Origin of the sequence: Pseudomonas sp. AU11447 (assembly GCF_001672555.2) — a bacterium.
Taxonomy (GTDB): Bacteria; Pseudomonadota; Gammaproteobacteria; order Pseudomonadales; family Pseudomonadaceae; genus Pseudomonas; species Pseudomonas nitroreducens.
Genome location: NZ_LZDG02000017.1, coordinates 16,263 through 31,074, shown reverse-complemented (window position 1 = coordinate 31,074; position 14,812 = coordinate 16,263). Strand labels below are relative to the sequence as shown.

Annotated in this window: 16 protein-coding genes; 13 read left to right on the top strand and 3 right to left on the bottom strand. The window is 66.1% G+C overall.

Annotated features, from left to right (window positions below; genetic code table 11):
* Positions 1-117 precede the first annotated feature (117 nt).
* Positions 118-660, top strand: a complete 543-nt coding sequence (locus A6723_RS00805; RefSeq protein ID WP_054908836.1) for an AAA family ATPase — start codon at positions 118-120, stop codon at positions 658-660.
* Positions 661-793: 133 nt separating this feature from the next.
* Here A6723_RS00805 and dcd read toward each other — a convergent pair whose 3' ends face one another.
* Both dcd and apbC read right to left on the bottom strand, forming a co-directional pair.
* Positions 794-1,360: a dCTP deaminase gene (gene dcd / locus A6723_RS00800; protein WP_054908837.1), complete on the bottom strand. Its 567-nt coding sequence runs from the start codon at positions 1,358-1,360 to the stop codon at positions 794-796.
* Between the two features lie 96 nt (positions 1,361-1,456).
* Positions 1,457-2,551, bottom strand: a complete 1,095-nt coding sequence (gene apbC / locus A6723_RS00795; protein WP_054908838.1) for an iron-sulfur cluster carrier protein ApbC — start codon at positions 2,549-2,551, stop codon at positions 1,457-1,459.
* Between the two features lie 288 nt (positions 2,552-2,839).
* Between apbC and metG the strand changes: the two genes are divergently transcribed.
* Genes metG through A6723_RS00770 form a run of 5 tightly spaced genes read left to right on the top strand, consistent with a single transcriptional unit; the run spans position 2,840 to position 7,555 of the window.
* Positions 2,840-4,876 carry a methionine--tRNA ligase gene (metG, locus tag A6723_RS00790; RefSeq protein ID WP_054908839.1) on the top strand — a complete coding sequence of 679 codons (2,037 nt, stop codon included), beginning with the start codon at positions 2,840-2,842 and terminating at the stop codon, positions 4,874-4,876.
* Between the two features lie 31 nt (positions 4,877-4,907).
* Complete coding sequence (locus tag A6723_RS00785; RefSeq protein WP_054908869.1) at positions 4,908-5,705, top strand: DUF4349 domain-containing protein; 798 nt, start codon at positions 4,908-4,910, stop codon at positions 5,703-5,705.
* Positions 5,702-6,031: a hypothetical protein gene (locus tag A6723_RS00780; RefSeq protein ID WP_054908840.1), complete on the top strand. Its 330-nt coding sequence runs from the start codon at positions 5,702-5,704 to the stop codon at positions 6,029-6,031. The genes A6723_RS00785 and A6723_RS00780 overlap by 4 nt, the downstream gene beginning before the upstream one ends.
* Positions 6,031-7,146: a glutathionylspermidine synthase family protein gene (locus A6723_RS00775; RefSeq protein ID WP_054908841.1), complete on the top strand. Its 1,116-nt coding sequence runs from the start codon at positions 6,031-6,033 to the stop codon at positions 7,144-7,146. The genes A6723_RS00780 and A6723_RS00775 overlap by 1 nt, the downstream gene beginning before the upstream one ends.
* 10 nt (positions 7,147-7,156) lie before the next feature.
* Entirely contained in the window at positions 7,157-7,555 is a 399-nt protein-coding gene (locus A6723_RS00770) for a DUF350 domain-containing protein (RefSeq protein WP_054908842.1), read from the top strand.
* Here the strand turns inward: A6723_RS00770 and A6723_RS00765 are convergent.
* Positions 7,549-8,079, bottom strand: a complete 531-nt coding sequence (locus A6723_RS00765; protein WP_054908843.1) for a hypothetical protein — start codon at positions 8,077-8,079, stop codon at positions 7,549-7,551. The genes A6723_RS00770 and A6723_RS00765 overlap by 7 nt on opposite strands.
* A 208-nt stretch (positions 8,080-8,287) precedes the next feature.
* Here A6723_RS00765 and rsxA point away from each other — a divergent pair, with 208 nt between their 5' ends.
* Genes rsxA through nth form a run of 7 tightly spaced genes read left to right on the top strand, consistent with a single transcriptional unit; the run spans position 8,288 to position 14,751 of the window.
* Positions 8,288-8,872: an electron transport complex subunit RsxA gene (gene rsxA / locus A6723_RS00760; RefSeq protein WP_054908844.1), complete on the top strand. Its 585-nt coding sequence runs from the start codon at positions 8,288-8,290 to the stop codon at positions 8,870-8,872.
* Positions 8,869-9,423 (top strand): electron transport complex subunit RsxB, encoded by a 555-nt coding sequence (gene rsxB / locus A6723_RS00755; protein WP_054908845.1) that lies wholly within the window; start codon positions 8,869-8,871, stop codon positions 9,421-9,423. Before rsxA ends, rsxB begins: the two co-directional genes overlap by 4 nt.
* On the top strand, positions 9,420-11,744 hold the full coding sequence (gene rsxC / locus A6723_RS00750) for an electron transport complex subunit RsxC (protein ID WP_054908846.1): 2,325 nt from the start codon (positions 9,420-9,422) through the stop codon (positions 11,742-11,744). Before rsxB ends, rsxC begins: the two co-directional genes overlap by 4 nt.
* The gene (locus A6723_RS00745) at positions 11,741-12,781 is read left to right on the top strand and encodes an RnfABCDGE type electron transport complex subunit D (RefSeq protein WP_054908847.1); all 1,041 of its coding nucleotides are present in this window, start codon (positions 11,741-11,743) and stop codon (positions 12,779-12,781) included. The genes rsxC and A6723_RS00745 overlap by 4 nt, the downstream gene beginning before the upstream one ends.
* Positions 12,778-13,410: an electron transport complex subunit RsxG gene (rsxG, locus tag A6723_RS00740; protein ID WP_054908848.1), complete on the top strand. Its 633-nt coding sequence runs from the start codon at positions 12,778-12,780 to the stop codon at positions 13,408-13,410. The genes A6723_RS00745 and rsxG overlap by 4 nt, the downstream gene beginning before the upstream one ends.
* On the top strand, positions 13,403-14,116 hold the full coding sequence (locus A6723_RS00735) for an electron transport complex subunit E (RefSeq protein WP_054908849.1): 714 nt from the start codon (positions 13,403-13,405) through the stop codon (positions 14,114-14,116). The genes rsxG and A6723_RS00735 overlap by 8 nt, the downstream gene beginning before the upstream one ends.
* On the top strand, positions 14,113-14,751 hold the full coding sequence (nth, locus tag A6723_RS00730; protein WP_054908850.1) for an endonuclease III: 639 nt from the start codon (positions 14,113-14,115) through the stop codon (positions 14,749-14,751). The genes A6723_RS00735 and nth overlap by 4 nt, the downstream gene beginning before the upstream one ends.
* The last annotated feature ends 61 nt before the right edge of the window (positions 14,752-14,812 follow it).

The following is a 14,812-nucleotide window of genomic DNA, read 5'->3' as shown; positions in this document are numbered from 1 at the left end:
ATTCAGGCACCCCTTGGGTGCCTTTCTTTTTTCCCGCCTCCTCTCCGCTGCATTTCCTACCTGCAAGACCTTCCCCCGGCTGGTACTCCCCTGCATCCTTTCCCAGGAGTCATCGCCATGCCCGAATCCCTCATCGTCATCACCGGCGGCCCCGGCGCTGGCAAAAGCACACTGCTCGATCACCTGCACCGCCATCACGGCCTGAACATCGTCGAGGAAGGCGGCCGCGCCATCATCCGCGAGCAACTGGCCAGTGGCGGCAATGCGCTGCCGTGGGCAAACCGGGAAGCCTTCTGCCAGGAAATGTTCGAGCACGCGCTGGCGACGCGTGCGCGGGCGCTTGATAGCGGTGGGTTGTGGCTATTCGATCGCGGCCTGCCGGACGTGCTGGGGTACGCGCGGCTGTGCGGCTTGCCGATCCCCGAAGCGCTGGTAACCGCTGCACAGGAGCTGCGCTACGGGCAGACCGTGTTCCTGGCGCCCGCGTGGGAAGCCATCTACCACAATGACGCGGAACGCCGGCAGGGCTTCGCCGAAGCGCAGCGAACGGCGGCGATGATGGCCGAGGTGTACGAAGAGCTGGGCTATCGAGTACTGGAACTGCCCCTGTGCAGCCTGCGGAGCCGTGCGGAGTTCGTCCTGACGCACTGCCCCTCGTAGGAGCGCGCTTGCTCGCGAACCCTTCTTGCGGTGGAAATCGAGCCGGGCGCTCGCGAGCAAGCCCGCTCCTACAGATTCTTCGTTCCAACAAAAAACCGGGCCAAGGCCCGGTTCTTTGTGCAGCACAGGGCCATCAGGCCTTGGGCAGGGTAACGCCGGTCTGGCCCTGGTACTTGCCACCGCGATCGCGGTAGGAGACTTCGCAGGCCTCGTCCGACTGCAGGAACAGCATCTGCGCCACGCCTTCGTGGGCGTAGATCTTCGCCGGCAGGTTGGTGGTGTTGGAGAACTCCAGGGTCACGTGGCCTTCCCACTCCGGTTCCAGCGGGGTCACGTTGACGATGATGCCGCAGCGCGCGTAGGTGCTCTTGCCCAGGCAGATGGTCAGCACGTCGCGCGGGATACGGAAGTACTCGACGGTGCGGGCCAGGGCGAAGGAGTTCGGCGGAATGACGCAAACGTCGCTGTTGATGTCCACGAAGCTCTTCTCGTCGAAGTTCTTCGGGTCGACCACCGCCGAGTGGATGTTGGTGAACACCTTGAATTCGGCGGCGCAGCGCACGTCGTAGCCGTAGCTGGAAACGCCGTAGGAAATCACCCGGCTGTCATCGGCACCACGAATCTGGCGCTCGACGAACGGCTCGATCATGCCGTGCTCCTGAGCCATGCGGCGAATCCACTTGTCCGATTTGATGCTCATGGCGGGTGTCCTGTGCGGCGGTTGAAAAAGAAGGCGAATCTTACCGGCAGGCGCGCCAGCCGGCAAAGGGGCGCGCCCGGTGGCATTGTCGCGCCTTCAATCGTCGCTGATGGAAATATTCGGCATGGCCGGCGCGGCCTTCTCGCTCAGGGCGATGCGGGCGCCGACGCAGCGCGCGGTTTCCTGGTAGATCATCGCCAGCTGGCTTTCCGGGTCGGCAACCACGGTGGGCTTGCCGCCGTCGGCCTGCATGCGGATGGCCATGGACAACGGCAGCGAGGCCAGCAGGTCGACGCCGAACTGCGCCGCCAGCTTCTCGCCGCCGCCTTCGCCGAACAGGTGCTCGGCATGGCCGCAGTTGGAGCAGATGTGCACAGCCATGTTCTCCACCACGCCCAGCACCGGGATGTTGACCTTGCGGAACATCTCCACGCCCTTCTTGGCGTCCAGCAGGGCCAGGTCCTGCGGGGTGGTGACGATCACCGCACCGGCCACCGGGACCTTCTGCGCGAGGGTCAGCTGGATGTCGCCGGTGCCCGGCGGCATATCGATGACCAGGTAATCCAGGTCGTTCCAGGCGGTCTGGGTGATCAACTGGATCAGCGCACCGGAAACCATCGGGCCACGCCAGACCACCGGGGTGTTGTCGTCGGTGAGGAAGGCCATGGACATGACTTCCACGCCGTGGGCTTCCAGCGGGATGAACCACTTCTGGTCGCGGATCTTCGGCCGGGTGCCCTCGGGGATGCCGAACATGATGCCCTGGCTCGGGCCATAGATGTCGGCGTCGAGGATGCCGACCTTGGCACCTTCGCGAGCCAGTGCCAGCGCGAGGTTCGCGGCGGTGGTGGACTTGCCCACGCCGCCCTTGCCGGAGGCGACGGCGATGATGTTCTTCACGTTGCTCATGCCCGGCACCTGGGCCTGGGCCTTGTGCGCGGCGATGTGGGTTTCCACCTTGACCTGGGCCGAGTCGACGCCGTCCAGCGCCTCCAGGGCCATCTGCACGGTCTGCGCCAGGCCATTCCTGAACAGGCCGGCGGCGTAACCCAGTTCCAGGGTCAGCGCGACGCGTCCGCCCTGGATGTCCAGATCGTGCAGGTAGCCGGCGTCCAGCAGGTTCTGGCCGGTGTGGGGGTCGTTGATCTGGCGGAGGACGGCCTCCACAGTGGCACGGGTAACGGCGCTCATGGGTACTCCCGATGAAAGACTGAGCAGAATAGGCGGGCATCTTACGCCTCTCGCCCGCCCCTTGCTCGGGATCATCGGGGGTAGGCCGGGTGCGCGAGCAAGCTCGCCCCTACATTCCGGGCCTGCGCAATCATGCTCTTCGTAGGAGCGAGCTTGCTCGCGAACGGCTCCAGCACCAATCCGTCGCAGTCGCCCCTCCCCTACAGCCAAGCGGCCTACGGATGAAAATTTCGCCCCAGCCCTATATAGTTGCCGATTCTCTCGTTTTAACCGGAACGGCCGATCATCATGTCCGAAGCCCGCAAGATCCTCGTCACCAGCGCCCTGCCCTACGCCAATGGTTCGATCCACCTCGGTCACATGCTGGAGTACATCCAGACCGACATCTGGGTTCGCTTCCAGAAGATGCGTGGCAACCAGGCGGTGTATGTGTGCGCGGACGATGCCCACGGTTCGGCCATCATGCTGCGCGCCGAGCGCGAAGGCATTACGTCCGAGCAACTGATCGACGGCGTGCGCGCCGAGCACATGGGCGATTTCGCCGATTTCCTGGTGGAGTTCGACAACTACCACTCGACCCATTCGGAAGAGAACCGCGAGCTATCCTCGGCCATCTACCTGAAGCTGCGCGACGCCGGCCACATCGCCACCCGCCCGGTGACCCAGTACTTCGACCCGGAAAAGCAGATGTTCCTGGCCGACCGCTTCATCAAGGGCACCTGCCCGAAGTGCGGCACCGCCGACCAGTACGGCGACAACTGCGAAGCCTGCGGCGCGACCTATGCGCCCACCGAGCTGAAGGACCCGAAATCGGCCATCTCCGGTGCCACCCCGGTGCTCAAGGAGTCGCTGCACTACTTCTTCAAGCTGCCTGACTTCCAGGCCATGCTGCAGCAGTGGACCCGCAGCGGCGCCCTGCAGGAATCGGTGGCCAACAAGCTCGCCGAATGGCTGGACTCCGGCCTGCAGGAGTGGGACATCTCCCGCGACGCGCCGTACTTCGGCTTCGAGATCCCCGATGCGCCGGGCAAGTACTTCTACGTCTGGCTGGACGCACCGATCGGCTACATGGCCAGCTTCAAGAACCTCTGCGCACGCCGCCCGGAACTGGACTTCGACGCCTACTGGAAGCAGGGCTCGGACGCCGAGCTGTACCACTTCATCGGCAAGGACATCGTCAACTTCCACGCGCTGTTCTGGCCGGCCATGCTCGAAGGCGCCGGCTACCGCAAGCCGACCGCGCTGAACGTGCACGGCTACCTGACCGTCAACGGCCAGAAGATGTCCAAATCGCGCGGCACCTTCGTCAAGGCGCGCACCTACCTGGATCACCTGGACCCGGAATACCTGCGCTACTACTACGCCTCCAAGCTGGGCCGCGGCGTGGACGACCTCGACCTGAACCTCGAGGACTTCGTGCAGAAGGTCAACTCCGACCTGGTCGGCAAGGTGGTCAACATCGCCAGCCGCTGCGCCGGCTTTATCCACAAGGGCAACAACGGCCTGCTGGTGGACGCCAACCCCGCGCCGGAACTGGCCCAGGCCTTCAAGGACGCCGCACCGAGCATCGCCGCCGCCTACGAAGCCCGTGATTTCGGCCGCGCCATGCGCGAAATCATGGCCCTGGCCGACCAGGCCAACGCCTGGATCGCCGACAAGGCGCCCTGGTCGCTGAACAAGCAGGAAGGCAAGCAGGACGAGGTCCAGGCCATCTGCGCCCTGGGCGTGAACCTGTTCCGCCAGCTGGTGATCTTCCTCAAGCCCGTACTGCCGAAGCTGGCCGTTGCCGCCGAAGCCTTCCTCAACGTCGCCCCGCTGAAATGGGCCGACCACGAGCAACTGCTGGCCAATCACCAACTGAACCCGTTCAACCCGCTGATGACCCGTATCGAGCCCGCAAAAATCGAAGCCATGATCGAAGCCTCCAAGGAAGACCTCCTCGCCAGCGCCCCGAAACCTGCGGGCAACGGTGAACTGACCAAGGACCCGCTCGCCGCGGAAATCAACTTCGACGCCTTCGCCGCCGTCGACCTGCGCATCGCGCTGATCGAGAAGTGCGAGTTCGTCGAGGGCGCCGACAAGCTGCTGCGCCTGTCCCTGGACATCGGCGACGAGAAGCGCAACGTGTTCTCCGGCATCAAGAGCGCCTACCCGGACCCGAGCAAGCTCGAAGGCCGCCTGACCCTGTACGTGGCCAACCTGGCCCCGCGCAAGATGAAGTTCGGCGTCTCCGAAGGCATGGTCCTGGCCGCCGGCCCCGGCGGTGAAGATATCTACCTGCTCAGCCCGGACAGCGGCGCCAAACCGGGCCAGCGCGTCAAGTAAGCATCGGACGGCAAGGAGGCCATCGATGAAACTGCACCACTGGGCAGCGCTCGCCCTGAGCGCCGCCCTTACCGGCTGCGGCGCTCCCTCGGAGCACGCCGCCGGTTCCGGCGCCGCTTTCCAAGGGGAAGCGGCAAAAGCCGGTTCCTTCCTCGCCTATGAACACCAGGTCAGCATCCGCCTGGCCAGCGAGCGCATCGACGCGCAACTGGCCGCCTCCCGCGATGCCTGTACCCAGGACCGCTTCGGCCCCTGCGAGCTGATCGCCATCGAGCAGAGCGGCGACAGCCAGATGCGCAACGCGCATCTCGTGGTTCGCATCGTCCCCGACGGCGTGGAAAAGCTCGTCGCCCTAGCGGCCGAAGGCGGCCAACTGCAAAGCCGCCGCACCCAGGCCGAAGACCTCGCCCAGGCGGTGAGCGACAACCAGCAGCTGCGCGAGCGCCTGGAGCGTGAGTACCAGACCCTGCAGGGCTTCCAGGGCCGCAAGGACATGAGCGTCAGCGACCTGCTGGCCCTGGCCAAGGCCACCGCCGAAGTCGAGCAGCAGTTGCAGGCCGCCCGCCAGGACTCCGCCCAACAACAGCGACGCATCGCCACCAACCTGCTGACCCTGGACTTCTCCAGCGAATACCAGCCGACCGGTCGCTGGTCACGCATCGGCAGGGCCTTCGGCAACTCGCTGGACGAACTCACCGACGGCACCGTCAATGCCATCCAGGTCGCCGCCTTCGGCCTGCCGCTGCTGGTCGTGCTGCTGGTCGCCGGCCTGATCCTGCGCTGGTTGTGGCGAAAACTCGGTTCCAGGCGCGCCGCGAACAAAGCATGAAGAAATCCAACATCGTCTTCACCACCCTGCTCACCGGCGGGGTGCTCTACAGCGTGCTGCACCACAACCCGGTGTACCGCGACCTCTACGCCAACCGCGAGGACTGCCTGAAGGACTGGGGCAACACGCCTAACGCCTGCGAGCCGGAATCTGCCAGCAGCAGCGGCGGAAGTTACGTCGGCAGCAGCTCCGGGCGCTATCGCGGGCCGAGCTACGAGGACGGCTCACGACCGAAGACCGCGCAGACCTACCAGGTACAGTCGCGTCAGTTGGTCACCCGCGGTGGCTTCGGCCACTCCGGCGCCCGCTTCTCCGGGGGCGGCTGATGCGTCGTCTGGCGATGACGCCGCGCCCCGACTGGCGCGAGCGCTGCGAGGCGGTCGGCTTCACCTTCCACAGCATCGACGGCCTGTACTGGGACGAATCGGTGGCCTATGAATTCGGCCTCGAACAGATCGAGACGCTGGAGGCCGCCAGCGAAGACCTGCACCAGCGCTACCTGGAGTGCGTGGAATGGGTGATCCGCACCGGCCACTTCGAGCCCTTCCAGCTACCGCCGGGTGCCCGCGAGGAAATCATCCGCTCCTGGCAGCGCCAGGACCCGAGTCTCTATGGCCGCTTCGACTTCGCCTGGAACGGCGAAGGCCAGCCGAAAATGCTCGAGTACAACGCCGACACGCCGACCGGCCTGCTGGAGGCCAGCGTGGTGCAGTGGCAATGGCTCAATGACGTGAACCCGGACGCCGACCAGTTCAACTCGCTGCACGAGAAGCTGATCGCGCGTTGGAAGGCCATCGCCCCCGACGGCACGCTGCACTTCACTGCCATCGATGGCCACGAGGAAGACACTGGCAATGTCCTCTACCTGCTCGACACCGCGCACCAGGCCGGCTTGCCGACACGCTACCTGCCGCTGGAATTCATCGGCCACCACGCCGGGCGCGGCACCTTCATCGACCAGTACGAGCAGGACATCCGTCACTGCTTCAAGCTCTATCCCTGGGAGTGGCTGCTGCAGGACAGCTTTGCCGAACACCTGGAACGCAGCGATGTACGCTTCCTGGAGCCCGCCTGGAAGCTGCTGATGTCGAGCAAGGCCATGCTGCCAATCCTCTGGAAGCTCAATCCCGGCCATCCGAACCTACTACCGGCCAGCTACCGCCAGGACGTTCCCGGCGCCTACGTGCGCAAGCCGCTGTATTCGCGTGAGGGCGAGAACATCCGCATCGTCGCCGGCGATCTACAGCTGGAAAGCGACGGCCCCCACGCCGACGCGCCCTGCATCTACCAGGGCTACGCACCGCTGGCCAGGCACGGCGACAACTACGCCGTACTCGGCTGCTGGGTGATCGACGGCCAGGCCGCCGGCCTGGGCATCCGCGAGGACGCCAGTGCCATCACCCGCGACAGCAGCCGCTTCGTCCCCCACTATTTCGTCTGAAGGATTTGCCATGAACCTGCTGCAGACCCTGCCCAACTTTCTCGCGTATTTTGCCGCGGCCATTGGCCTGTTCGGCCTGTTCACCAGCCTCTACATCCGCCTGACGCCCTACGCGGAAATCCAGCTGATCCGCCAGGGCAACATCAGTGCCGCCGTGGCGCTGGTCGGCACCTTGCTCGGCTTCGCCCTGCCGCTGGCAAGCGCCATCGCCCACAGTGTCAGCATCATCGACATGCTGATCTGGGGCGCGATCGCCATGCTGGTGCAGGTGCTGGTATTCCTCGGGCTGTCGCGCGTGGTGCCGGAGCTCAAGGGCGGCATTGCCGACAACACCCTGGCCCACGGCGTGCTCCTCGGCGGCGCCTCGCTGTGCGTGGGGCTGCTCAACGCCGCCTGCATGACCTACTGAGCGTCCTCGCAGTCCACATCGCCGCCGCCCAGGTGCTCGAAGCCTTCCAGATAGAGGCAGGAGGCGTCTTCGGCGCAGTCCTGCAGCGAGGCGTTGCTCAGGTTTTCCCGTGATGTCGGGTCTTCCAGGTTCACGTCCGGGAAGATGTCCGCGACTTCCTCCGCGGTCATGATCTTGTCGAAGGTGACGTTCACCGACTGCAGGCGGCCGTACTCCCAGTCCAGGTCCACCGCCGTGACATGCGGGTTCAGTTGCCGCGCCAAGGCTTCGGGCAACTGCGGGCCGGCGTAGCTGAGGTCGGTGTCATGGCAGGCGTCGCCCCAGTTGCTCAGCTTCTTGCTGGCGGCGCAGCTGAACTGCGCGTCGGCGTGACCGGTGCGCTGTTCCAGCAGGCAGGCGAAATCGGCGACATTCATCCGCGGCCAACTGACCAGGTCAGACGTGGTCAAGGGGGCAGCCGAAGCCAGGCCACTGGAGAACAGCAGGCAGAGAGCAGTGAGGCGTCCGGACAGAGTTTTGCGCATCGCGACTTCCGTGAGGGGAACCGATCAGGTTCGGCAGCCGCTGATGTTCCTCCCGCCGCCCCTGGCACCGCAACTGATTTCGGGGAGGTACAATTACCTACTTCGCACCTTGTATTCGACCTATGCACTCTCGTCGCCATCAACCCGCCGACCACCGGTCTCCGAGCATGATCCGCCTCCCCTCGCGCCTGGCTGCGAGTGCCCGGCCATGACCGAACTCGCCCTGATCCTGGTCAGCGCCATCCTGGTCAACAACTTCGTGCTGGTGCAGTTCCTCGGCATCTGCCCGTTCATGGGCGTGTCGCGCAAGATCGAGGCGGCGTTTGCGCTGGCCCTGGCGACCACCTTCGTCCTCACCCTCGCCTCGGCCTTCAGCTACATCCTGCAGCGCTACGTGCTGCAACCGCTGAACCTGGAGTTCCTGCGTACCATCGGCTTCATCCTGGTGATCGCCCTGGTGGTGCAGTTCACCGAGCTGCTGGTGAAGAAGACCAGCCCGCTGCTGGCCCGCGGGCTGGGCATCTTCCTGCCGCTGATCACCACCAACTGCATCGTGCTGGGCGTGGCCCTGCTCAATGCCCGCAAGCCCGAATTCGGCTTCCTGCAGTCCATCGTCCAGGGATTCGGCGCCGGGCTGGGCTTCACCCTGGTGCTGGTGCTGTTCGCCGCCCTGCGCGAGCGCATCGCCATCGCCGACGTGCCCAAGCCGTTCAAGGGCGCGGCAATCGGCATGATCACCGCCGGGCTGATGTCCCTGGCGTTCATGGGCTTCAGCGGGCTGCTCAAGCCATGATCGCGGCGCTGCTGATCATCCTGCTCTGCCTTGCCGGCGCCGTGGCGTTGCGCCTGGCGTCGGCGCGGGTGAAGGTCGCTGACGAATCGATCTCCGTGCAGATCAACGACCTGCTGCCGCAGACCCAGTGCGGCCAGTGCGGCTATGCCGGCTGCAAGCCCTACGCCCAGGCCATCGCTGACGGCGATGCGATCAACAAGTGCCCGCCCGGCGGCGCCGCGACCATCGCCGCGCTGGCCGACCTGCTGGACGTCGAACCGCTGCCGCTGGACGCCGCCGAAGAAACGCCGCTGCGCGTGGCCTACATCCGCGAAGCCGAATGCATCGGTTGCACCAAGTGCATCCGTGCCTGCCCGGTGGACGCCATCGTCGGCGCCGCCAAGCTGATGCACACGGTGATCGTCGACGAGTGCACCGGCTGCGACCTGTGCCTGGAACCCTGCCCGGTGGACTGCATCGAGATGCGCGACCTGCCGGTAGGCGTCGCCGACTGGAAGTGGCCGCTGCCGCAGGGCCGACTGATCCACAGCGACCGGGAGCAGGCGGCATGAACATGCAGGTCTGGAATTTCCCGGGCGGCCTCACATTGCCGGCCAACAAGCAGCAATCCACCGCCACGCCGATCCAGCATCCGCCACTGCCACGCCGGCTGGTGTTGCCCCTGCAACAGCATATCGGCGAGCCCGCGCGCCCCTGTGTCGAGGCCGGCCTGCGCGTACTCAAGGGCCAACTGATCGCAGAGGCCGGCAGCACTATCAGCGCCGCGCTGCATGCGCCGACTTCCGGTGTCGTGGTCGAGGTGAGCGAGCAGCCTTACCCACACCCATCCGGCCTGACAGCGCCCGCCATCGTCATTGAAAGCGACGGCGCAGAGGAATGGGCCACGCGTGTGCCCCTGTCCGACTACACCTCGCACTCCGGCGTCGAAGTGCTGGAACGCATCCGCCAGTCGGGCATCGCCGGCCTCGGCGGCGCCGGCTTCCCCACCGCCGCCAAGCTGGCCTCCCGCGCGCAGGACGACCTGCATACCCTGATCATCAACGGCGCCGAATGCGAGCCGTACATCAGCGCCGACGATCTGCTGATGCGCGAACGCGCCGTCGAACTGGTGGAAGGCATCGAGATACTGATGCACGTCCTCCAACCCCAGCAGGTGCTGGTCGGCATCGAGGACGACAAGCCCCAGGCCATCGCCGCCGTGCAGGCCGCCATCGGTGAGCGGAACATCCGGCTGCAGGCGATCCCGACCCGTTACCCTTCGGGCGGCGAGCGCCAGCTGATCCAGGTTCTCACCGGCCGCGAAGTCCCTTCCGGCGGCCTGCCGGCAGACATCGGCATGCTCTGCGTGAACGTCGCCACCGCCGTTGCCGTGGCCGACGCCGTGCTGCGCGGGCAACCGCTGATCTCTCGCATCACCACCCTGGCCGGCGCCGCGCTGGCGCGCCCGTGCAACGTCGAAGCGCTGATCGGCACGCCGGTGGGCGAGTTGCTGGATTTCGCCGGCCTCGATCTCGACAAGCTTGACCGGCTGATCCTCGGCGGCCCGCTGATGGGCGACAGCCTGCCATCGCTCGACGCTCCGCTGCTCAAGACCGCCAACTGCCTGCTGGCCGCCACCCGCGAAGAGCTGCCATTGCCGGCGCCAGCCATGCCGTGCATCCGCTGTGGCGATTGCGCGCAGGTCTGCCCGGCCAGCCTGTTACCGCAGCAGCTGTATTTTTTCACGGAGGATCATGAGCGACTCGTGGCGCACAATCTGTTCGACTGCATCGAGTGCGGCGCCTGTGCCTACGTCTGCCCGTCGAGCATTCCGCTGGTGCAGTACTATCGCGCGTCCAAGGCCGAGATCCGCGAACTGGAACAGCGGCAGTTGAAGGCCGAGCAATCGCGCCTGCGCTTCGAACAACGCCAGGAGCGCCTGCGCAACGAAGAAGATCGGCGCGCCGCCGACCGCCTGGCCCGCCAGGAACGCGCCGCGCGTGTGCAGGAAGAACAGCCCGAGATCGCATCGCCGAGCGCGCCGGCCGCGCAATCGGTCATCGAACGGGTGAAGGCCGAGAAGGCCGTGGGCAATGCGCCGGACCAACTCAAGCGCCTGAAGATCGAAGCGAGCATGGCGCAGGTGGCGCTGAAGAAAGCCGAGAAGCAACTGGCCACCCACGACACCGACCAACTGCGCGCCCAGGTGGCCGAATTGCGCGTCGCCGCCGAGGAGGCCAAGGCCGCACTGGCGGCTGCCGAATCGGAGGGCACCAGCGCCGCGCCGACGCCATTCGCTGCGCCGGCCACCAATGAAGCCGCGCTGAAGAAAGCGAAGATCGACGCCGCCATGGCCCGTGCCCAACTGAAGAAATCCGAAAAGGCCTTCGGCGAATCCCCCACGGACGAGCAGCGCGCCACCCTCGCCTCCTTGCGTGCGGACGTGGAGCGCATCGAACGCCAACTCAACGAATTGCAGGGGGCCGCTGTGCCGACCGATCCGCAAGCCGCCCAACCCGTCGACGGCGTACTCGCCCTGCGCCAGGCCAAGCTGGCCTACATCACCCAGCGCGATGCCTTGCGCGCCGCTGAACGCGAAGGTGCCACCGCCGAGGAACTGGACACGATCCGCCTGACCCTCGCTGCCGCGGAAGCCGCCCTGCACGCCGCCGAAGACGCCAGCGGCAAGGCGCCGCCAGACCTCGTGCGTACCGACAAGCGCCCGGTGACAGCCGCCCTGCGCGCCGCCAAGACCGAACTGGCCTACGCCCGTGCCGACCTGAAGAAGCTCGAGCGCGAAGGCGCCGGCGACCACGCCCTGGCCTCCGCCCACGAACGCCTGCAAGCGGCCGAACGTGCCGTCGCCGATGCCAATGGCGAGGCGCCTGCATGAAGCTTCCTCGCGTCAGCTCTCCTCACACCACCGGCAGCAACCGTACACAGAGGGTCATGCTGACGCTGCTGGCCGCCTGCGCGCCTGGCGCGCTGGTGCTGATCGGCCTGTACGGCGTGGGCACCCTCTTCAACCTGCTCTGGTGCAGCCTGCTCGCCCTCTCCACCGAGGCCGTGATGCTCAAGCTGCGCGATCGGCCGCTGGCATTCTTCCTCAAGGACGGCAGCGCGCTGGTCACCGCCGTGCTGCTCGCCCTGGCCTTGCCGCCCTACTCGCCATGGTGGCTGAGCGCGGTCGCCACGGTGTTCGCGCTGGTCTTCGGCAAACACCTCTACGGCGGCCTCGGGCATAACCCGTTCAACCCGGCGATGGTCGGCTACGCGGTGGTGCTGGTGTCCTTTCCGCAACTGATGAGCCAGTGGCCAGCGCCGGACAGCGCGCTTGGCTTCGGCGAAGGGTTGCGGCAGATCTTCGGCTTCGCCAGCCAGGCGCCGGACGCCTGGGTTGGCGCCACCGCGCTGGATGTGGTGCGCAACAACCACAGCCTGACCATGGAGGAACTGCTGGCGCAGTCGCCGGCTTTTGGCAGTGTCGGCGGGCGCGGCGTGGAGCTGGTGAACCTGGCCTTCCTCGCCGGCGGCCTGTTCCTGCTCTGGCGCAAGCTGTTCACCTGGCACGCGCCGGTGGGCATGCTCGGCGGGCTGTTCGTCATGAGCCTGCTGTTCTGGAACGGCTCCGGCTCGGACTCCCACGGCTCGCCGCTGCTGCACCTGTTCAGCGGCGCGAGCATGCTCGGCGCTTTCTTCATCGTCACCGACCCGGTGTCCGGCGCCACCAGCAACCGTGGCCGACTGGTGTTCGGCATCGGCGTCGGCGTGCTCACCTACGTGATCCGCGCCTGGGGTGGCTACCCGGACGGCCTGGCCTTCGCCGTGCTGCTGATGAACCTGGCCGCGCCAACCATCGACGCCTTCACCCGCCCGCGCACCTACGGGCACAAGAAGCCCGAGCAGGGTTTCAAGACAGGTGAGCAATGAACCGCGAACTGCTCAAGAGCGCCCTGGCACTGGGACTGGTCGCGCTGATCGCCACGGGCGTGGTGGCGACCGTTCACCAGCTCACCGCCCAGCGCATCGATACCGCCCAGCGCGAAGCGCGTGGCCGCACGCTGCTGGAGCTGCTGCCCAGGGGCAGCTATGACAACCATCCGCTGGAAACCGAAGTCAGCGCTTTCGATCCCAAGCTGCTGGGCCGCGACGAGCCGGCACCCGCCTACATCGCCCGGCTCCGGGGCCAGGCCACGGCGGTCGTACTCCAGCCCGTGGCGCGGGATGGCTATGGCGGCTCGATCCAGTTGCTGGTCGGCGTGACTGCGCAGGGCCGCCTGCTCGGTGTGCGGGTCGTGGCCCACCATGAAACGCCGGGCCAGGGCGACCGTATCGAACTGGGCAAGAGCGACTGGCTGCACGGCTTCGACGGACGGTCGCTGACTGATCCGGGCGACAATGGCTGGAAGGTGAAGAAGGACGGCGGCCAGTTCGACCAGTTCGCCGGCGCCACCGTCACCCCGCGCGCGGTGGTCAAGGCCACGCACCTGGCGCTGCAGTACTTCGACGCGCACAAAGCAGAGCTGCTCGCCCCCGCCTCGGGAGAAAACCATGAATGACCCCGGCTACCGCGAAATCGCCCTGCAGGGGCTGTGGAAAAACAACCCCGGCCTGGTGCAACTGCTCGGCCTGTGCCCATTGCTGGGCACCAGCAGCTCCATGGTCAACGCCCTCGGCCTGGGGCTGGCGACACTCTTCGTGCTGGTCTGCTCCAGCGTCAGCGTCTCGCTGATCCGCAGCACGCTGAGCGAGGCCGTGCGCCTGCCGGCGTTCCTGCTGATCATTGCTACCCTGACCACCTGCATCGAACTGCTGATGCAGGCCTGGCGCTTCGAGCTGTACCAGGTGCTGGGCATCTTCGTGCCGCTGATCACCACCAACTGCATGATCCTCGGCCGCGCGCAAACCTTCGCCTCGCAGAACAACGTGGCACGCTCGGCCTTCGACGGTTTGATGATGGGCCTGGGCTTCGCCCTGGTCCTGCTGATCATCGGCACCCTGCGCGAACTGCTCGGCCATGGCACCCTGCTGGCCGGCATGGAGCTGCTGTTCGGCCCGGCCGCCGCCGACTGGAAAGTACAGGTCCCTGGCTACCAGGGCCTGCTGCTGGCGGTGCTGCCGCCGGGCGCCTTCCTGGTGCTGGGCCTGCTGATCGCCCTCAAGAACCGTATTGATGAAAGCCTGGCGGACCGCGCCAAGGCGCAGGCGGGCGACGTACCCGCCACCGAGCGCCAGCGCGTCCGCGTGACCGGAGTGATCGAATGAATGCCGTCAAGCGCGCGGAGATTTTCCGCCGACTCAAGGAAGACAACCCCAACCCCGAAACCGAACTGGCCTACAGTTCGCCCTTCGAGCTACTGATCGCGGTGCTGCTCTCCGCCCAGGCCACCGACGTGGGGGTGAACAAGGCCACCGCCAAGCTCTACCCGGTGGCCAATACCCCGGAAGCGATCTACGCCCTGGGCGTGGAGGGCCTGTCGGAGTACATCAAGACCATCGGTCTGTACAACAGCAAGGCGAAGAACACCATCGAGACCTGCCGCATCCTCATCGAGAAGCACGGCGGCCAGGTGCCGGAGAACCGTGAAGACCTGGAAGCCTTGCCCGGCGTGGGTCGCAAGACCGCCAACGTGGTCCTCAACACGGCTTTCCGACAGCCGGCAATGGCGGTGGACACGCATATCTTCCGCGTTTCCAACCGCACCAACATTGCGCCAGGGCGCAATGTGCTGGAGGTGGAGCGCAAGCTGCTCAAGTTCGTGCCCAAGGAATACCTGCTGGATGCGCACCACTGGCTGATCCTGCATGGGCGCTACGTCTGCAAGGCGCGCAAGCCGCAGTGTGGCAGCTGCCGGATTGAGGACCTGTGCGAGTACAAGCACAAGACTTCGGACGATTGAGCGTTATGGGAAAATTCCTTCAGGCTGATTGAAAAAATCTTTTTTACCGTCCACTCCTTTG